Annotated in this window: 16 protein-coding genes; 3 read left to right on the top strand and 13 right to left on the bottom strand. The window is 69.2% G+C overall.

Annotated features, from left to right (window positions below; translation table 11 throughout):
• Nucleotides 1–59 precede the first annotated feature (59 nt).
• Nucleotides 60–1,193, top strand: a complete 1,134-nt coding sequence (locus tag ACGFNK_RS35495; protein ID WP_393422628.1) for a DUF4037 domain-containing protein — start codon at nucleotides 60–62, stop codon at nucleotides 1,191–1,193.
• A 73-nt stretch (nucleotides 1,194–1,266) separates the two neighbouring features.
• On the opposite strand, the gene ACGFNK_RS35490 is transcribed toward ACGFNK_RS35495, so the two are convergent.
• From ACGFNK_RS35490 to ACGFNK_RS35435, 12 genes are all read right to left on the bottom strand, one after another.
• Complete coding sequence (locus ACGFNK_RS35490) at nucleotides 1,267–2,433, bottom strand: MFS transporter (protein WP_393422626.1); 1,167 nt, start codon at nucleotides 2,431–2,433, stop codon at nucleotides 1,267–1,269.
• A complete protein-coding gene (locus ACGFNK_RS35485; protein ID WP_393422624.1) occupies nucleotides 2,430–3,275 on the bottom strand; it encodes an ABC transporter permease in 846 nt (281 codons plus the stop codon). Before ACGFNK_RS35485 ends, ACGFNK_RS35490 begins: the two co-directional genes overlap by 4 nt.
• 2 nt (nucleotides 3,276–3,277) lie before the next feature.
• Nucleotides 3,278–4,084 (bottom strand): ABC transporter permease, encoded by an 807-nt coding sequence (locus ACGFNK_RS35480; protein WP_393422724.1) that lies wholly within the window; start codon nucleotides 4,082–4,084, stop codon nucleotides 3,278–3,280.
• Nucleotides 4,085–4,094: 10 nt separating this feature from the next.
• Nucleotides 4,095–5,126, bottom strand: coding sequence for an ATP-binding cassette domain-containing protein (locus ACGFNK_RS35475; protein ID WP_386350578.1), 1,032 nt, complete (start codon nucleotides 5,124–5,126; stop codon nucleotides 4,095–4,097).
• 130 nt (nucleotides 5,127–5,256) lie between these two features.
• A complete protein-coding gene (locus ACGFNK_RS35470) occupies nucleotides 5,257–6,432 on the bottom strand; it encodes an MFS transporter (protein ID WP_393422622.1) in 1,176 nt (391 codons plus the stop codon).
• On the bottom strand, nucleotides 6,425–9,316 hold the full coding sequence (locus tag ACGFNK_RS35465) for a glycoside hydrolase family 2 TIM barrel-domain containing protein (protein WP_393422620.1): 2,892 nt from the start codon (nucleotides 9,314–9,316) through the stop codon (nucleotides 6,425–6,427). The genes ACGFNK_RS35470 and ACGFNK_RS35465 overlap by 8 nt, the downstream gene beginning before the upstream one ends.
• A 27-nt stretch (nucleotides 9,317–9,343) precedes the next feature.
• Nucleotides 9,344–10,237: a carbohydrate ABC transporter permease gene (locus tag ACGFNK_RS35460; protein ID WP_393422619.1), complete on the bottom strand. Its 894-nt coding sequence runs from the start codon at nucleotides 10,235–10,237 to the stop codon at nucleotides 9,344–9,346.
• Complete coding sequence (locus ACGFNK_RS35455; RefSeq protein WP_393422618.1) at nucleotides 10,234–11,196, bottom strand: carbohydrate ABC transporter permease; 963 nt, start codon at nucleotides 11,194–11,196, stop codon at nucleotides 10,234–10,236. Before ACGFNK_RS35455 ends, ACGFNK_RS35460 begins: the two co-directional genes overlap by 4 nt.
• 20 nt (nucleotides 11,197–11,216) lie before the next feature.
• Nucleotides 11,217–12,482: an ABC transporter substrate-binding protein gene (locus ACGFNK_RS35450; protein WP_393422616.1), complete on the bottom strand. Its 1,266-nt coding sequence runs from the start codon at nucleotides 12,480–12,482 to the stop codon at nucleotides 11,217–11,219.
• Between the two features lie 250 nt (nucleotides 12,483–12,732).
• Nucleotides 12,733–13,968, bottom strand: a complete 1,236-nt coding sequence (locus tag ACGFNK_RS35445) for an ROK family transcriptional regulator (RefSeq protein WP_393422614.1) — start codon at nucleotides 13,966–13,968, stop codon at nucleotides 12,733–12,735.
• Between the two features lie 146 nt (nucleotides 13,969–14,114).
• The gene (locus ACGFNK_RS35440) at nucleotides 14,115–15,359 is read right to left on the bottom strand and encodes an FAD-binding protein (RefSeq protein WP_393422612.1); all 1,245 of its coding nucleotides are present in this window, start codon (nucleotides 15,357–15,359) and stop codon (nucleotides 14,115–14,117) included.
• Nucleotides 15,360–15,511: 152 nt separating this feature from the next.
• Nucleotides 15,512–16,399, bottom strand: a complete 888-nt coding sequence (locus tag ACGFNK_RS35435) for a GNAT family N-acetyltransferase (protein ID WP_393422722.1) — start codon at nucleotides 16,397–16,399, stop codon at nucleotides 15,512–15,514.
• A gap of 292 nt (nucleotides 16,400–16,691) precedes the next feature.
• Here ACGFNK_RS35435 and ACGFNK_RS35430 point away from each other — a divergent pair, with 292 nt between their 5' ends.
• Nucleotides 16,692–17,669 carry a hydroxyacid dehydrogenase gene (locus tag ACGFNK_RS35430; protein ID WP_393422610.1) on the top strand — a complete coding sequence of 326 codons (978 nt, stop codon included), beginning with the start codon at nucleotides 16,692–16,694 and terminating at the stop codon, nucleotides 17,667–17,669.
• 82 nt (nucleotides 17,670–17,751) lie between these two features.
• Nucleotides 17,752–18,831, top strand: a complete 1,080-nt coding sequence (locus ACGFNK_RS35425; protein WP_393422608.1) for a LacI family DNA-binding transcriptional regulator — start codon at nucleotides 17,752–17,754, stop codon at nucleotides 18,829–18,831.
• A gap of 232 nt (nucleotides 18,832–19,063) precedes the next feature.
• On the opposite strand, the gene ACGFNK_RS35420 is transcribed toward ACGFNK_RS35425, so the two are convergent.
• A complete protein-coding gene (locus ACGFNK_RS35420; RefSeq protein ID WP_393422606.1) occupies nucleotides 19,064–19,249 on the bottom strand; it encodes a hypothetical protein in 186 nt (61 codons plus the stop codon).
• Between the last annotated feature and the right edge of the window lie 2 nt (nucleotides 19,250–19,251).

Genomic DNA, 19,251 nt, shown 5'->3' with positions numbered 1-19,251 from the left:
GGAGGTGCCCGCACGTAATCCGGTGGTGGGCTGCAGCCCGGCACCGGCAGAGTGACCGTATGCCGACACCACCTCCCACACCCAGCGCTGCCTTCCTCCCGGGCCTCGAACTCTCCCGGATCCTGTACGAGGAGGCGGTGCGGCCGATCCTCGCCGAGGCGTACCCAACCCTGCGGTACACGGCCGCGCGGATCGGTTCGGGTTCCGAGGTGCTGGGCTTCGACACGGCGCGGTCGGCGGATCATGAGTGGGGGCCGCGGCTGAACCTGTTCCTGGCGGCCGAGGATGTCGCCGAGCACGGCGATCGCATCCACCGGGTGCTGGCGGATCGCCTGCCCAAGGATGTGCGCGGCTGGCCTACACACTTCCGGCGCCGGGTCGACTCCGTGCTGGACCCGGTGTCGGGTCACATGGAGCTGGTCGACGGGCCAGTCGACCACCGGGTGTCCGTGGACCCGCTCGGGCCGTGGCTCGTGGCGCAGCTCGGGGTGGACGCGCTCGCCACCACCGAACTGACCGTGTACGACTGGCTTTCCATCCCTCAGCAGCGACTCGCCGAGGTGACGGGGGGCGCCGTCTTCCACGACGGACTCGGCACCCTGGAGGCCGTACGGCGACGCCTTGCCTGGTACCCCGACCAGGTGTGGCGTCACCTGCTGGCCTGTCAGTGGCAGCGGCTCTCCCAGGAAGAGGCGTTCGTCGGCCGCTGCGCGGAGGTCGGGGACGACCTCGGCTCGGCGGTCGTCGCCGCGCGCCTGGTACGCGACCTGATGCGGCTGTGCCTCCTCCTGTCGCGGACGTACGCCCCGTACAGCAAATGGCTCGGCAGCACCTTCGCCCGACTGCCGGTTGCCGCCGACCTCACCCCGTCGCTACGAGGTGCGCTGGCCGCGACCGAGTACGCGGACCGGGAACGGCACCTCTGCGACGCGTACGAGAAGGTCGCCACCCTCCAGAACGCCTTCGGCCTCACCGACCCGGTCGACCCCACCCGCCGGCGCTACCACAACCGCCCGTTCCTGGTCCTGCACGCCGAACGCTTCGCGCAGGCCCTGAACCGGACGGTCACCGACCCGGAGCTGCGCTCCCGGCCGCTGATCGGCGGGGTGGATCAGTGGGTGGACAGCACGGACTTTCTTGGCCTCGTCGGTGGTCAGGACGCCGGGTCGAAGCCCTTCGACAGGCCGCTGTAGGCGGGCTTCGCCCCATGGCTCTCGTTGTACGGCAGTGCCGCCCCGTACCCGTGGAACGTGCCCGGCACCCACGTCACTCCCGGACCCGCCCCGCCAGCACCGCCGCCCCCAGCGCCGACACGATCAGCATCACCAGTGCCAGTCGCAGATCGGCCGCGCCCGCGAGGAGGCCCACGGCCGGGCCGGCGAGGAGGAAACCAGGCCACTGGCCGATGGTAATGACGGAGACGCCCTCGCCGGGCGGGACTCCTGGCTGCTGGCCGGCCAGGCCGATCGCCGCCGGGAGGACGCAGGCGATGCCCAGCCCGACGACGGTGAAACCGGCCAGAGCGAGCGGCAGGCCAGGTCGGACGAGGACGAGGGCCGTACCCAGGGCGACCGTCAGCAGCGAGAGCCGTACGAAAGCGCGTTGGCCCAGGCGGGCCACGAAGCGGTCGCCCAGCAGTCGTTGCACCAGGATCGCCACGGAGAAACATGTGTACGTCGTCGCACCGAGCGCCGAGCCCTCACCCAGGTAGTCGGCCGTGTATACCGAGCTCCACTGGGACGCCGCGCCCTCGACGAAGGACGCCAGGAACGCGATGGAGGCGAGCAGGATCAGCTGGGGAGTGAAGCGCTGCCGTACGGACCGACGGCGTTCCTTGCGGATCTCCTCGTCCGGCAGCCAACCGGCGGACACGAGCAGCAGCGTCCCGAGGATGCCGCTGCTCACCGCCATCTGCACGCCCGGCGACACCCCGGTGGCCGCGGCGAGCGTGCCGAGGGCGCCGCCGGCCAGTACCCCGCAGCTGTAGGCGGAGTGGAAACTCGACAGCAGGGGCCTGCCATAGCGGCGTTCCACCGCGACTGCCAGCGCGTTCACGGGTGTGGCCAGAAACGTCGCCGCGACACCCCAGAGCGTCAGCCCGGTCACCAGGGCGGGGACGGTCGACGCCCCCGCCAGCAACGGCGCGTTGAGCAGGATGAGGGCGGCTGCCGAGAGGCTCAGCAGGCGCGTGCTCACCCGCCCGATCAGCGCGGTGATCAGTACGATCGCGACGAGGTCCCCGGCGGCCGACGAACTGCTCATCAGCCCCCACTCGGACACGTCCAGGCCGACCGCACCCCGGATCGCCGGGATGCGCGCCATCCAGCCGCCCTGGGTGGCGCCCAGGATCACGAAGACCAGGCAGACCGAGAGACGGGCCCGTAAGTCGGACGAGGACGGGGACGACGATGACGATGTCGTGGCCGTCTTCAACCGTTCACCCCCGTGTAGTGCCGCAGACTCCACCTCCACAGCAACCTGGCGCCCAAGTACGCCACCGCCCCCAGCAGCGGGGAAGCCGCCGCCAGCCAGTACGGCATCCCGGTGTCGTGCCCGTGCCCGCTCAGTACGGCCGCCGGGAAGTACGCCACGAACGCGAGGGGCAGCCCGAACGTCAGGAAGCCGCCCACCGCCTTCGGCAGCACGTTCAGCGGATAGCTGCCGAAGGTGCCGAGCAGTTCCTCCAGCCAACGGCCCCAGTAGTCGGCGGCCGGGAAGCGGAGACAGGCGCAGGCCACCACCGTGAAGAGGGCCGCTTCCAGGAGCATTCCGCCGAGTACGCAGATGATGAGGTAGGTGATCCGGCCCGCCGTCCAGTCCAGTTCGCTGCGGGACAGCGCGCCCACCATCAGGCCCGCCGCCACCGTCAGGTCGCCGATCGCGTTCGTGGGGAAGTACTGGAGCTGTACCTGGCGGTAGACCGGCATCGGGCGGACGAGGTACGTGTCGATCACCCCCTCCTGGATGTGCCGGCTCAGACCGTGCACCCGGCCGAGGAAGAGGACGAACAGGCCGTGGGCCAGCATCCGGATCGCCGCGATCAGCAGGACGTCCGCGCTCTCCCAGCCGCCCATCCCGGTGAACCGGGTCAGCAGGACCGTCGCGAACACGATCACCGACACCTGCCAGATCGCACCGATCGCGATCATCATGAGGAACTCGGAGCGATACTCCAGCTGCGCCCGGAAGTTGAGCTTCGTGATCCGCCACACGGTCCGCCAGGACTTCAGCGAGAACGACACCTTCGGCGAGGACCAGGTTTTCTGCGAGGACACGGTCAGCCTCCCTGGGAGATCACGCGCCGGGCGGCCCGCCGCCACACCAGCCGGGTGAGCAGGGCGAGGGCCACCACCCAGGCGGCCTGAATCGCCAACTGCGCCCCGGCGTCCGACAGCTGGATCCGGCCCACGTACAGCGACAGCGGCACGCTCAGCGTCGCCTGGAAGGGCAGGAAGCCGCTGAGCGTGATGAACCAGTCGGGGAAGAACCACAGCGGCGCGTACACCCCGGACAGCAGGTTCTGCGCGAAGATCAGGATCAGCATCGCGGCGCCGTTGCGGAGCGTGAAGAAGCACAGCTGGTCGATGGCGAGCATGATGTAGTACAGGACCCACTGGCCCAGGAGCAGGCTCACCATGAACACCCCTGCCACGGCAGCCGACTTGGGCGGCTCTACGACTCCGGCGGCCACACAGACCGCGTAGCCGACGATGGCCCACGCGAAGCCGTAGATCTGCTCGCCCAGGGCCCGCAGGGCGTAGTAGCGCTGCGGCGGCAGCGGGCGCAGATACCAGTACACGATGGTGCCGAAGTGCATGTGCTGGATCACCGAGTCGCGGCCCGAGTACTGGTCCAACTCCCGTACCCGCGTGGCCAGTACGGCGAGCACGGCATAGCTGACGGCCTGCTCGCGGTCGAGCCCGGCGGTGGTCCCCGTCGCCGCGTACAGGCCCCGCCACAGCGAGGCGACCAGCACCACCTGGACGGTCAGTCGCAGCAGGGCGGCGGTCATACGCGGCGGGGTGTGCAGTTCGCCGAGGGGAGTGACCCGGGCGGCCCGCCAGGCGCGCAGGGCGGAGGGCATGGCCACGGGATCAGCCTCCCTGCGCCTGAGCCGCCGCCACGTCGGCGGCCGTGTCGCCCGCCTGGACGTACGCGGCCCGCATCACGTCCTCCAACTCGGCCTCGTCCAGGGCGATGTCGGTCACCTCGTACCGCTCGATTACCTGCTTCAGCGCCTGGTGCACCGTCGGGGCGGCCGGCCCGTCCGGGCCGAAGACCACCTGAGGGCCCTCCCGCCGTACGAGTACGACCCCGGCCCATGGCTCGACGAGGGCATGCGCATCGGCGAGCGTGGCCCGTACCTGCCAAGTCGAGCCGAACTTCCGGCGGATCTCGTCCAGCGTGCCGTCCAGGACCAGCCGCCCGTGGTTGATCAGCACGACGCGCTCCGCGAGCCGCTCGACCTCCGTCATGTCGTGCGTGGTGAGCAGCACCGTCCGCCCACGCTCCTCCACCTGGTACCGGAGGAACTCCCGCACCTGCTCCTTGACGACCACGTCCATGCCGATGGTGGGCTCGTCGAGGAAGACCACGGGCGGGTCGTGCAGCAGCGCGGCGGCCAGGTCGGAGCGCACGCGCTGGCCGAGCGAGAGATGCCGTACGCGCGTGTCCCAGAAGGAGGACAGGTCAAGGAGTTCGTCGAACTCCCGCAGTCTCGCAGCGTGTTCGTCCGCCGGTACGTCATAGATGTCGCGCAGGATCGCGAAGGACTCCCGCACGGGCAGGTCCCACCACAGCTGGGTGCGCTGCCCGAACACCGCCCCGATGTTGCGCGCGTTGCGCTCCCGCTCCTCGTACGGGACGACGCCCGCGACCCGTGCCTCACCGGCTGTGGGCGTGAGGATGCCGGTGAGCATCTTGATGATGGTGGACTTGCCCGCGCCGTTCGGGCCGAGCAGGGCGAGGAGTTCGCCGGGGGCGACGGAGAACGTGATGTCCTCGACCGCGGTCTTGGTCACCCAGATCGGGTTGAACAGGGAACGGAGGGTGCCCAGGGCGCCGGGGCGGCGGGTCGTGGAGCGGAACGTCTTGGTGAGTGCTCGTACTTGAATGTCACCGGTCACCGAACAGCCCTCGCACGTGAATCTCCGTTCTCGTCGGTCGCTCGTGGCGCCCTCAGCCTGCCTTAATCCACCGGCAATGCGCATGCGTGATCTGGGCGACACATACGGACCGCCCCATCCCAACGGGCACTTAATCCGCACGCCCTCGCGTCGACCTGATCAGCCACACGGTCGCCACCAGGCTCGCTCCCGACAGCACCGTCAGCAGCCAAGGCACCGCGCGAATGCCGGATGTCTCGATGCCCATCCCGAGCAGCGGAGGAGCCGCCACCCCACCGATCATCGAGGCTGCGATCACCCAGGCGCCAGCCCTTTTTGCCTGAGGGAGGGCCCTGTTGAGCCAGGGCAGCCCGGTCGGGAAGACCGGCGCGATGAACAGGCCCACACCCGCGTACGCCCATGGGGCCGCCCCCGGAATCAGCGTGAGCAGCAGGCACGCCGTCACCCCGGCCGCGCACACGGTGAGGATGCGCTCGGGCGAGTACCGCAGCGTGATCGGGACGACGAGGAAGCGGCCGACGGTCATCATCAGCCAGTACACGGAGGTCGCGGAGGCCGCGACGCCGGCGCTGTAACCGACGGTCTCCAGATGCGTGGGCTCCCAGCCGCCGACGCCCGCCTCCACGGCGACGTTGAGGATATAGAGGACGAGGAAGCCGATGAGTACGCGGGAGAGGAGGCTCCCGGCGGCGGCAGGTTTCTCAACGGAGGGTGACTGGGCCTGGCTGCCCACACCGCCCGTGCAAAGGATCAGCGCGCCCGCCAGTACCGCACACGCCCCGAAGGCGTACGCGTACCCGTCCGGGCCCGTCCAGGCGATGAGCGCCGGGCCGAGTACCGCCCCGATGCCGAAGTGGGCGTGGAGAATGTTGAGCATCGCCGTCGACCGGTTGCCGAAGCCGACCGCGAAGAGCTGGTTGAGGCCGTAGTCGATACCACCGAAACCGAGGCCGCCGAGGAAGGCCGCGGCGAGCGCGAGCGGCCAGTTCGGGGCGAAGGCGAAGCCCGCGCCGCCGGCCGCCATCAGGGCGTAACTCGCACCGAGCAGCGCCTTGTTGCTGATCCGGGAGTGGATCGCGTTGAAGGCGAGTACGCCCGCGACGCCGCCCGTGAAGTGCAGGCTGAGCCCGAGTCCGGCCGCGGAGGGGGAGAGGCCGTACTCCTCGCGCAGGCCCGGGACCGCCGGGCCGTAGAGCGCCTGGAACATGCCGATGAGGACGAAACCCACACACGACGCGACCGCGGCCGGACGGCTGAAGAGCCGCCGTCCGGCCGCGGTCGGTGCGACCGAGTCCGTGTCAGTCACGAATTTCCGAGAACACGAACGAGAACTCGGCGGCTGCCGCCCGCAGTTGGTACTGCGGCAGTGCGCCCGGACCGCAGGACTGCGAGCCGATGCCCTGCTGGCCGTGGTCGAGGTTGACCCACACACCGGCGGCGGAGCCGCTGTCGGATGCAGTGCCGGGGGTGAGGTCCGTCAGGTGCTGGGCCGCGTCCAACTGCTCGCTGGTCCAGCGCCTTGCCGTGAACCAGAACTCCGGGTCGCCCTCGATCCGCAGCCCGCCGAGCTCCGCCCAACGGACGTCGGCCCGCGCACCGTTCTCCTGCGGACGCACGTACGGAGTCTGCAGCTCGTCCACCGAGGAGTGCCAACGACCCAGCATCGAGGCCGACTTGGTGTCCGGATACGCCTCGCCGGGACCGCCGCCGAACCACTTGACCTGGTCCGCCTGCGCGAGCCTGAAGCGAATGCCGAGCCGCGGCAGCGGCACCGTCCAGTCGCCCTCGGGCGCCACGGACACGGTCAGCTTCAGCCGCGTACCGTCGGACGTCCACCGGTACACCGTGCGCAGGCCCACCTCCCAGGCGGCGGGCGCCACCCGGGTCCGTACGGTCAACGCGTCGTCGCCCAACTCCACGGCGTCCAGGCGGTGTCGCATCCGGTGCAGGCCGTACTTGCGCCACAGCTGGGCCCAGCGGATGTCGTCCTGCCAGGAGGCGCCCTCGTCGTTGTCGGTCGGCGCACGCCACACGTCGAGGCGCAGGTTCTGCACCTCCACCCCGCCGATCGTCTTCAGCGCACCGGTGCGTACGTCGAAGGACGCCGGGCCGAGGTAGATCAGCCGCTCGCTCGCCGAGGGGCTGTCACTTGCCGCGACGGACGGCAACGCCCGCTGACCGGCGGGCAGTTGAGCCCATGCCACCTCGTGGTCCTTCTTCCCCCACGCGGTGTCCTCCGCCAGCAGCGCTCGTATCGTCCACTGCGTCTCGCCCCCGCGTCCGTCCGACGGAGGCGGCGTCGGCAGCTTCACCTCCGCCGACTCGCCCGGCGCCAGCGCGGGCACGGACAGGCTGCCCGCCTCGACCGTCTTGCCGTCCACCTGGTACGACCACTCGAAGGCCAGCGCCGACAGGTCGGCGAAGTCGTACGCGTTCCTGACCCGTACGGTCCCGTCCGCGCCGTCGCCCTCGATACGGACCGGCTCGATCACCTTCTTGAACTCGACGAGCCCCGGCGAGGGCTTGCGGTCCGGGAAGATCAGCCCGTCGCAGACGAAGTTCCCGTCGTGCAGTTCCTCCCCGAAGTCGCCGCCGTACGCGAAGCCGAACCGCGCGTCCTTGATGCCGTGGTCGATCCACTCCCAGATGAAGCCGCCCTGGAGCCGGTCGTACGCCTCGAAGACCCGCTGGTAGTCGGCGATACCGCCGGGGCCGTTGCCCATGGCGTGCCCGTACTCGCAGAGGATGAAGGGGAGCCCGCGCCGCTTGTGCGTACCCCCGTCGAGGTCCCTGCCGATCTGCTCGACCTCGTCATGGGCCGCGTACATGCGTGAATACATGTCCGTGTCACGGCAGTTGATGTCGCCCTCGTAGTGGATGAGGCGCGAGCCGTCCCGGCCGCGGATCCATTCGGCCATCGCGGTGAGGCCCCGACCGGTGCCGGCCTCGTTGCCGAGGGACCAGATGACGACGGACGGGTGGTTCTTGTCGCGCTCGACCATCCTGGCCGTACGGTCGATCAGTGCCGGAGTCCAGCGGTCGTCGTCCACCGGGTTGTCGCGCCAGGCCTGCTCGACGAAGCCGTGGGTCTCCAGGTCGCATTCGTCGATGACCCAGAGGCCGTACTCGTCGCACAGGTCGAGGAAGGCCGGGTGCGGCGGGTAGTGGGAGGTGCGGACGGCGTTGATGTTGTGCCGCTTCATCAGCAGCACGTCCTCGCGCATCGTCTCCAGGTCGAGGGCACGCCCGCGCTCGGGGTGCCACTCGTGGCGGTTGACGCCCTTGAAGAGGATGGGCTTGCCGTTGACCTTGATCAGGCCGTCTTCGAGCGCGACCGTGCGGAAGCCGATCCGCAGCGGGATCCGCTCGCCCTCGGTGGCCAGCACGCCGTCGTACAGCGTCGGTGTCTCCGCGGTCCACGGCTGGACCGGGACCGTCACGGACTCGCCCGTCGCGACATCGATGTCCAGGGCAGGCACGGTGACCCGGCCGTCGACGTCGGAGTCGACGCGCAGGGTCCCGAGACCGTCCACGTGGTCGTACGAAGCGTGCACGAAGAAGTCGAGCGCGCTGCCCGCCGGGCGGTGCAGCAGCGTGACGTCCCGGAAGATGCCGGGCAGCCACCACTGGTCCTGGTCCTCCAGGTACGACCCCGCCGACCACTGGTGGACGCGGACGGCAAGGACGTTCCCCGTCGGCTTCAGCAGGTGGCCGACCGTGAACTCGTGCGGGAGCCGCGAGCCCTTGAACTCGCCGATGTCCGTGCCGTTCAGCCAGACCCGGGCGCAGGACTCGACCCCGTCGAAGCGGAGCACGGTCCCGCCGTCCCCAGGCCACTCCGAGGGCAGGTCGAAGACCCGGAGATGGTCACCGGTCGGATTCTCGGTCGGCACGCGCGGCGGGTCGACCGGGAACGGGTAGAGGTGGTTGGTGTAGATGGGCGAGCCGTGGCCTTGAAGCACCCAGTGGCCGGGGACCTGTAGCTCGGCCCAGTTCCCGGCGTCGTACCGGTCGGCCGCGAACGAGTCGTCCTCGGCGTCGGCGGTAGCCGACAGGCGGAAGCGCCAACTTCCATTCAGCGAAAGGGACTTGGCGTCAGAGGACGTGTACCGGGCGCGGGGCGGCAGGGCCCCGCTCCCGGGCGAGACGTCCTCGACGTAGTCGACGGAATGAGTCGTGCGGAATGACATCGGTCTCCAGCGTCCTGAGAGAAGGCGTCAGCCCTTGATGCCGGTTTGTGCGACCCCCTGCACCAGCCAGCGCTGGAGGAAGAGGAACACGAGCACCAGGGGCAGGATCGAGATGGCGGTGGCCATGAAGATCAGATGGAAGTTGACGGTCTGGTTGGTCATGTACGAGGAGAGCGCCACCTGGACCGTCCACGCCTCCTGGTCCTGGCCGATGACCAGCGGCCACAGGAAGGCGTTCCAGCCCTGGATGAAGGTGATGGTGGCGATGGCCGCGAAGAAGTTCAGCGAGTTGGGCACGACGACGCGCCAGTACGCGCCCCAGTACCCGAGTCCGTCCACGCGCGCCGCCTCCTCCAGCTCCTTGGGGAACCCCAGGAAGTACTGCCGGAACAGGAAGCAGGTGAAACCACTGAAAAGCCCCGGAATGATGAGACCGCGGAAACTCGACACCCAGCCGAGCGACGAGACCAGCACGAAGCTCGGTACGAAGGTGACGGCGGCCGGCACCATCAGGGTCACCAGGACCAGGTAGAAGATCTTGTTGGCGTGCTTGTACGGGATGCGCGCCAGTCCGTACCCCGCCAGCGAACACACCAGCAGGACGCCCACGGTGTGCGCGACGCCGACGACCGTGGAGTTCCACAGGGATGTCGCGTACGGCACGGTGTTGTCGCTGAACAGTTCGCTGATGTTGCCCCACTGGATGTCGGTGGGGAAGAACTTCCATGTCTCGCCGGTGATCTCGGCGTCGGTGGAGAGCGCGTTGCGGACGATCAGATAGAAGGGGACCAGGAAGAGGAAGGCCGCGACGCCGGTGGCGATGTAGAGGCCGGTGTTGCCGATGACGTTGCCGCGCTTGATGCGTTGCGGCTTGTCCGCCCGGGGCGCGGTCTTCTTGATCTCAGGCGTGGTGGTGGTCACTTGTTCTCGTCACCCCTTCCGAGGCCCATGAACCTGCCCTGCAGCAGCGTCACCGTGCAGATCAGGATGGTGAGGATCATGGCGCCCGCGCTGCCGGCGCCGTAGTCCTGGCTCTCGCCCAGGGCGGTGTAGTACAGCTCGACGAGTGGTGGCCGGCCCCATGTCGTCTTCGGGAGCAGGTTGAAGAACTCGTCGAAGGCCTGGTACGCGGCCACGAGAAGCAGCAGGATCACGGCGGTCGACGTCGCCCGCAGCTGGGGCAGCGTGATGTGCCGGAAGGTCTGCCAGCCCGGCTTGGCGCCGTCGATGGCGGCGGCCTCGTACAGCGACGGCGGGATGTTCTGCAGTGCCGCGAGGAACAGGATCATGTAGAAGCCTGCTTGCAGCCACAGTCGCAGAGTGAGGATGACCAGCCAGTACCAGGGCGGATCTGGGTCGGCCAGCCAGGCGACGTTCTCGATGCCGACCCAGTCGAGGACGGTGTTCATCAGCCCGAAGCGAACGCCGCTGAAGACGGACATCTTCCAGATCAGCGAGGCCGCGACGAAGCTGACCGCCGTCGGCAGGAAGAACACCGACCGGAAGAACGCCCTCATGAAGCGCAGTCGGTGCACCATCAGCGCCAGGCCCAGCGACAGCGCCCAGGTCATCGGCACGACGATCGCGGCGAAGACGGTGAAGGTCCCCAGCGACCTGACGAAGTCGCCGTTCGTCAGCATGTACTCGTAGTTGTCGAAGCCGACGAACTTGTCCGGTGTGACCGTGTAGCGCGCTTCGTAGAAGCTGAGCCAGGCGCTCCAGAGGATGGGGATGTAGACGAAGATCAGCAGACCGATGAGGAACGGTCCGGTGAAGAGCCAGAAGTTGAACGTGGTGCCCCGCACGCCCCGCCGCGGCTTGGTCTTGGAGACCTTGGCCGGGGCGGGGCGCGTGGCGTCACGCGTAGTCGTGGTCGACATGTCGTTACCTGTCCGGCGGCCTATCCGAAGAGCTTCTTGAGTTCGCGGTTGACCTTCGCATCCGCGGTGTCGAGGGCCTTCTCCGGCTCGACGCCCTTGCGCACGACGTCGGCGATCAACTCTTCGAACGCGGTGATCATCGCCTGCGTCCAGGACGGGTTCTCGAACCGTCCGTACTCGTTGAAGAACTTGACGCCCTCAGCCGGCAGACCGGACTTGAGCTTGTCGGCGGACTCGGCGATCGACGTGCGCGGCGGGACGTGGAAGCCGTAGCTGAGCGCCCAGTCCTCCTGGTGCTCCTTCTGGTCGATCCACAGCCACTTCACGTACTCCTTGGCCAGGTCGACGTTCTTGCCCTTGGCGTTCACGAACATCGACCAACCGCCGTTGAAGACGGACGGCTTGGCCCCGGACGCGGCGGCGGGGTAGGGGAAGATGCCGAGGTCGTCGCCGAGCGCCTTCTGCAGCGCGGGCATGGCCCACATGCCGCTCCACTGGATCGCGCACAGGCCCTGCATCAGGGCGGAGGGGTCCCAGGAGTCGGCGGGCGCGCCGGTCAGCAGATGGCCGGCCTTGAACATCGTGCGGTACTTCGACAGCGTCTCGGCCACGGCGTCGGTGTGGTACGCGATCTGGTTGTCGGCGGTGAGCTGGTCCGCGCCCGAGGACCACACCAGGGGGTACTGCGTCTGGACCATGTCGTTGCCGATGAACAGGCCCTTGACCTTGTCGGTGGTGAGCTTGGCGGCGGCCTCGACGAGTTCGTCGAGGGTCTGCGGCACCTCGACGCCCGCCTTCTCCAGCATCGACTTGCGGTAGTAGAAGAACTGCGGGTCGTCGATCATGCGGACGCCCCATATCTTCCCGTCGATGGTGTGCGACTTGATGTCGGCGGGGTTGAAGTCGTCCTTGACCGGGTTGACGAGGTCGCTGAGGTCGGCGACCTGACCGCTCCTGATCAGCTGGAGCTGCGGGTGGAACTCGAAGACGTCGGGCGCGTTCTTGGTGAGCAGGGACGAGAACAGCTTGCTCTCGAAGTTGGTGCCGGTGATCCACTGCGTGGCCACGTTGGCCCCGTCGAAGTCCTTCGCGTACCGCTTGATGGCCTCCTGCGTGCCGGCCTCACCGTACGCGTGGAAGTACTGCGTCAGAGACTTGCCCGAGGCGCCTCCCTCGGAGCGGCCGGTGTTGCCGCCGCACGCGGCCAGCCCGCCGGTAGCGGCCAGGCCCATGGCGGCCCGCAATACGGTGCGACGGTCCCAGTTGTTGCTGTTCAGTGCCGACATGCTGACGTCCTTGTCTCTCAAGTGCGGCTGCGGGCGCATTCGCTCAGTGAGCCTGAGGCCCAAATCCAGGTGCGGTGCGGGACGTTAACCTTCGGCTAAGGCTTCGGCAAGGGGTTGGACGAAGTCTGTTCGAAGCGTTGCGTTCAGTTCGGAATTCCGAACGAGGGGTGTTGTGAGCGGCGGATTCAGGGGCACGCGGAGGTGCGGTCCGCCGGATCAAGGTGGCCGGCGGACCTCGGTCCGGGGCCGGTTACTGCTTGGACCAAGTACGCCGGTTGTTCCTCTGACTGGCCTTCTGGGTGATCGAGGACAGGGCGCCCTCGAGCGCGAACGTCGCCGCGCCGAGGCACACCGGATCGGTGGGAATCGGGGACAGGACGATCTCCGTGGCGGCCAGTGGCCGCTTCAGCGCATGCCGGGCCACCGCCTCGCGCACCTCCTCGAGCAGGGGCTCGCCGAGGGCGGCCGCGACCCAGCTGCTGAGCACGACCACCTCGGGGTTGAGCAGGTTCACCAGATCCGCGATGCCGGCACCGAGGTAACGGGCCGTGTCCCGGACCACCTTGACCGCCACCGGATCCTGGGCGGCGACCCCACGGGCCAGGGCGTCGATGGTCGCCGTCTGGTCCTCGGGGTGGAGCAGCGGGCTGCGGGGGCTCAACTCCCGTAGGTTCAGCATGATTCCGGGGGCTCCCACATACGTCTCCACGCACCCGTGGTTGCCGCAGTGGCAGAGCCGTCCGTCCAGTACGAGCGTGGTGTGGCCCCATTCGCCCGCACTGTTGCTCACACCACGATGGAGCCCGCCGCCGAGAGCGAGCCCGGCGCCCACCCCCGTACCGAGGTTCACCACCACGGCATCCCCGCGCCCGCGGGCCGCGCCGAACCACAGCTCGGCGACCGCGCAGGCGCGCAGCGGATTGTCGAGATACAGGGGATACGAGATGTGCTCGGAGAGCAGATCGAGCAGAGGCACGTCGTGCCAGTCCCAGTTCGGCGCGTACTCCGCGATGCCGGTGGCGCGGTCCACCTGCCCCGGCACGCTGACCCCGACCCCGAGAACGCGCGCGCCCTCGACCCCGGCCTGCGCGACCACCGAGCCGACGGCCGCGGCCACATGCCCGACGACCTGCACCGGACGGCTCTCACCGGGGCGCATGTCCTCGTCCGCTCGGGCCAGCACGTTCAGCGCGAGGTCGAACAGCTCGACCCGTACGTACGTCTCGGCGATGTCCACGCCGATCAACGCGCCCCCCGACGCGTTGACGGCCACGAGGCCCCGCGGGCGGCCACCCGCAGAGTCCTCGAACCCGACCTCCGTGAGCATCCCGAGGTCGAGCAGCTCGCCCACCAGCGTGGCGACCGTAGCCAGACTCAGTCCGGTGGCGGCCGCCAGCTCCTGCCGGGACGTGGGTGACTCGGCGATGATCTGGCGCAGCACCTCATAGCGGTTCGCGGTGCGTATGTCGCGGGATGTGCGCTTCACCGGGCGGCCCCCTCGATCCCTTCAGACCCATGCCGAGCCACGTCGGCCCCGGCGCGGCGCAAGGCTATGGCCTGCACAGGACTTTCGACAAGGGGTTAGGAAAGGGGTTGTAAAAAGAGAGGGCTTACTAGGCGGATGCCTGGACGTCAGACACCGAGGACTTTGTGGACGAAGGTGTTCCGGAACGTGCCCGCCGGGTCCAGCTCCTCGGCCAGCGCCGTGAACGCGTCGATCCGCGGGTAGCGTTCACGCAGCGTAGCCGGTGCCGTGGTGAACACCTTGCCCCAGTGCGGGCGCGCATCGAAGGGGGCGAGTGCCTCCTCGATGCGCCGCACCACGGGCAGCACGGCTGCCGTGTCCGGGACCCAGGTGAAATGGAACGCCACGGTGTCCCGCCCGTACGCGGGGCTCAGCCACTGGCTGTCGGCGGCGACCGTGCGGACCTCACAGATCTGCAGGACCGGGGCGATCGTCGCGCGGATCGCGTCGAGGGCATGCAGGGCGTCGACCGTGTACGGGCGCGGGAGCAGGTACTCAGACTGGAGTTCGGCACCGCTGCTCGGGGTGAACTCGGCGCGGAAATGCGGCAGTCGCTCATGCCAGGGGCCCGGCACGCCGAACTGCTGCGTGCAGTTCTGCGCGGGCATGCCCGGCACGGGGTGCATGGCCTCGGTGGCGGGCGCCGCCCACGGGAAGTCGTGCAGCGGCTGGTCGGTGCGCCGCTTCACCCACGCCTGGACGAAGCCGGACTGCCGCCAGTCGGTGAACAGGCTCACGCTGTACGCCGATGCCGACACCGTCTCGAAGTCCAGCCCTGTCAGCGGGAATTGGCCATACACCTGCTGCGCGACCTCGAAGTCCGGCTCCAGATCGAGGGTGAGCGCGGTGACCACGCCGAGCGCGCCCAGGGAGGTCACGACGCCGTCGAAACGGGCGTCGTCGCGGCCGATCGTCAGCATCGAACCGTCGGCGGTGACCAGTTCCACCTCGCGTACGGTCGCGGCCAGCGAGCCGTTGGTGTTTCCCGAGCCGTGCGTGCCGGTCGCCACCGAGCCCGCCACCGAGATGTGCGGCAGCGAGGCCATGTTGTGCAACGCGAGCCCGTGCTCATGGACGCGCCGGGCGAGCTCCGCGTACCGCACCCCACCGGCCACCCGCACCGTACGAGCGGCCGAGTCCACCTCGACCGACGGCGGCAGCGCGGTCAGCGAGACCAGCACACCCTCGCTGCCTGGCTCGGCGATCTCGTTGAACGAGTGTCCGCTGCCCAGCACCCGCACCCGGCCACTCTGCGCGACGAGCGCACGCAGCGCGTCGAGCGAGTGCGGGCGGTGCAGCTCCTTGGCGGAGTAGGTGATGTTGCCCGCCCAGTTGGTCACGGGCTCTGTCATCCCTGCCATCCGTGTCGTCCCTCCCCGGGAAGCTTCCGGCGTGCACCGCCGGTGTGGTGCCACGGGTGGAAGCTACCTTGACGGGCGGCCGGGCTGCCTCTGCGGGTAGGCGGCGGTGTTCGCTGTGCCCGTCGCGGAACCCTCCGGAATTCTCAGCCGGCTTCCGGTGCGGCACTTGAGAAGCCGTACCCGGTGAAGTCGGTGAGCGGGATGTATCCGAGTCGTTGGTAGAGCGCGGTGCTGGTGAGGTTGGCAGGGTCCGCGAAGAGCACGACGTCCGTCGCGCCCGCGGCCAGGGCGGCCCTGCTCGTCTCGACCGTCACGGCGCCCGCGTAGCCACGGCCCCGGAGTTGAGCCGGGGTGTAGACGGGGTCCACCCGGACCATGCCGCCGACCATCGAGGTCGAGGCCGCCATGGAGACGGGAGTGCCGTCCGGCGTCTCCCAGAGCGTGAAGTGTCTGTCGCCGAAGCGCGAGCCGGCCCAGTCGCCGGCGTCGATGAGGTCTATGGAGCGGTCCTCTCCGACGTCGACGCAGAACTCACGGCACCAGCGCACGAGTTGCTCACGGTCCTGCTCACCCGCGACGCGACCACTGCCCTTTGGGAACGGCTCCTGTGGGGTGAGCGTGCCGAGACGGTGGAGACGGGCCCCCCAGTCGCGTACCGGCGCCGCGCCTGTGTGCCGCTGCCATGCCTCGGCGAAGGCGGTGGCGGTGTCGTGGTCAGCGGTGACGCCGGAGAAGGAGTGGCCGAGCCCGGCCAGGTGGGCGGCGAGGGAGTCGGCCTGCTCGGGGGAGAGGGTGGTGAGGGTCAGGCGGCGGGACGGAAGGCGGTAGAAGATGGCGTGGACCTCGCCCCCTCGCTCCAGTCCGCCGAATACGGTGGCTTCGGCGCCGGATGCGTCCGCCCCGCGTGTGCGCATTTTCTCGATCACCGTCAGTGGCGTGGTGTGCAGGGCGGGCCGCGAGCGCAGGAACTCCCCGGCGCGGGCGAGAAAGTCGTCGAGGTCTTCGGTGAGGTGCCAGCCATCCGGTCGCATGGCTTCATGATTGCTCACGCAGACAGCTCCTCGTAGTGGTGTTATTCAGCCACGTCCACCTCCCGCAGCCCTGCCGAAGGCTCCCGTGGCCGCCACCGGTGGAAGCTCTTTCAAGAAGTGGGGAAAGCGCTTTCATCTCCATTGACCCTCTCGTTCGACGACCCATACCGTAGAGACCGGTTGCCATAGACCGTTCGCCACCTACCTCACCGAGCCGGAGGCCAGTTCGTTGCCCGAGCATTCCCCGGGGAGCTCCTCACCCCAACGTGAGCGCCCCGTCGCGCTGTTCGCCATGAGCGCCGAGAACGTGTCGCAGGTTTTTCCGGCGGAGGTGCTGGCTCGTCTGTGCGAGGCCGTAGAAATCGATCCCACCTTGGTGGTCGAGGACTTCGCAGACCCTCGCGTACGCGAGGCCCTCTCCCGGGCCGAGATCCTGATCACCGGCTGGGGCTGCCCCACTCTCGACGTGAGCGCGCTGGACGCGGCACCGAAGCTGCGGGCCGTGCTGCACGCGGCGGGCTCGGTCAAGAGCTTCACCACCCCGGCGGTCTGGGAGCGCGGCCTCGTCGTGTCGTCCGCGGCCGGTGCCAACGCCCTGCCGGTGGCCGAGTACACGCTGGCCATGATCCTGCTCGCGGGCAAGGACCTCTTCGCTCACCGGGACCGCCTCCGTGCCGAACGCGCCTTCCCCTACGGGGAGATCGTGGCGGGCATCGGCAACTTCGGCCGCCGGATCGGCATTGTCGGAGCGTCCCGCATCGGCCGCCGCCTCATCGAACTGCTGCGCCCCTTCGACCTCGAGGTGAGCCTCGCCGACCCTTACGTCGACGAGGCCGGGGCCGCCCTGCTCGGCGTATCCCTGCTGCCGCTCGACGAGCTGCTGCGGACCAGCGACATCGTGAGCATCCACGCGCCGCAGACCCCGGAGACCCGCCATCTGATCGGCCGCCGCGAACTCGCCCTGATGCCCGCCGGATCCGTCCTCATCAACACCGCGCGCGGCTCGCTCCTCGACCACGACGCCCTGATCGACGAACTGCGCACCGAGCGGATCAGCGCGATCCTCGACGTCACCGACCCCGAGCCGCTGCCCGTCGGCTCTCCGCTCTTCGACCTGCCGAACGCGTTCATCACGCCGCATCTCGCCGGCTCACAGGGCAACGAGGTGGCGCGCCTCGGTCTCACCGTCGTCGAAGAGGTGGAGCGGCTGCTCGCCGGACGCGACCTCGCGCACCGCATCGACCACGCGGAGCTGGGGCGCGCCGCATGACGATCGCCGCAAGGAGGGGTGGTCGGCGCCCGCGCCGCGTCTCGTAGGGTGACGTGCACCAATACGGGGAGGTGTCCGGGCGGTGGCCAAGAAGTCGGGGCCGGAGGCGAGCAGGGACGCGTCCACGGTCAGGGACGTTGCCGCGCGGGCGGGGGTCTCCGCCTCGACGGTCTCGCGTGTCCTGGGCGGCACATACCCGGTCGCCGCGGGCACCCGGGCGCGGGTGCTCAAGGCCATGCGCGAGCTGGACTACGTGGTCAACGCGCACGCCCGCGCGCTCGGCGGTTCGACGAACAAGACCGTCGCGTTCGTCGTCGACGATGTGACCGGGCCCTTCTACGCCCATATCGCGCGCGGCGTGGAGGAACAGGCCTCCGAGGAGGGCCGGCTGTGCATGCTGTGCACCACGCACGGCGACCCGAAACGTGTGCTCGCCGTCGTCGAGACCATGCGCGAGCAGCGGGCCGACGCCGTGATCGTGGTCGGGGGCGCCTGGGAGGACAAGGCGTACCAGGAGCGGATGACGCACTTCGCGCACGGCCTGGACCGGGTGGGTTCGCGGCTTGTGCTGGTCGGCAGGCCGCCGCTCGGGCCTGGCATACCGGCCACGGTCGTCGAGTACGACAACGAGGGCGGCGCCTTCGCCATGACCACCCACCTGCTGTCGTCGGGGCACCGGCGCATCGCCTACGTCGGGCGGATGCCCGGCCTGTCCACGAGCGGGCAGCGGATCAGCGGCTTCACCCGCGCCCATGAACTGCTCGGTCTCGCTCCCGACCCCGAGCTGATCGTGGACGGTCCCTTCACTCGGTCGGTCGGCTATCAGCTGACACGTCAACTCCTCGCAGGCGGGCGGGAGTTCACGGCGGTGTTCGCGGCCACGGACATGGTTGCGGCCGGTGTGATCCAGGCCCTTCGTGAGGGCGGGCGGCGCATCCCGGATGACGTCGCCGTCGCGGGATACGACGACATCCCCGTGGCACGGGACGTCTATCCGGCGCTCACCACCGTCAACGTCCCGCAGGAGGAGCTGGGCCGGGCCGCCGTGCGGCTGGCTCTGCACCGGGACGAACTTCCGGACAGTCAGCATCTGGTGCTGGGCACGCATGTGGTGTTGCGCGACTCGACTCGGCGCGTCCGCTGGGCCGTTTGTCACGGGTAGGGCGTTCCAATGAGGCCGCTGCCTTCAGCACGGCCACCGGTGCGCCGCGCCCGACGCGGGATCGTGTGGCCGGTGCCGGTGCCGGTGCCGGTGCCTGTGCCTGTGCCTGTGGGGGTGCGAGTCAGGTATCGCACCCCCACAGGCTGCGCAGTGGTCCTTCTCTCCGGCTCAGGGAGGGGCTGCTCGCGCGGGCCGGTGCGTTTTCACACTCCCCGACTGGGAGGGATTTCCGTCACGGTGAGAGCTTGCGTATATCCAGGGCTGCGTTGCGGCGGTGGCGCCGCGCCTCGGGGAGATCGGCTCGGGCCAGGGCATGGCGGCGGGCATCCTCGTAGTGGTCGACGTCCACGATGAAGATGTGCACGCCGGAGTGGCCGTGCGTGGTTCGGATGGGGAAGGTGGCAGACCAGAAAGGCATGG

The sequence above is a fragment of the Streptomyces sp. NPDC048825 genome (assembly GCF_043198355.1).
GTDB classification, from domain to species: Bacteria; Actinomycetota; Actinomycetes; order Streptomycetales; family Streptomycetaceae; genus Streptomyces; species Streptomyces xiangluensis.
The sequence above is the reverse complement of the archived record's forward strand: the minus strand, read 5'-3'. Positions and strand labels throughout refer to the sequence as shown.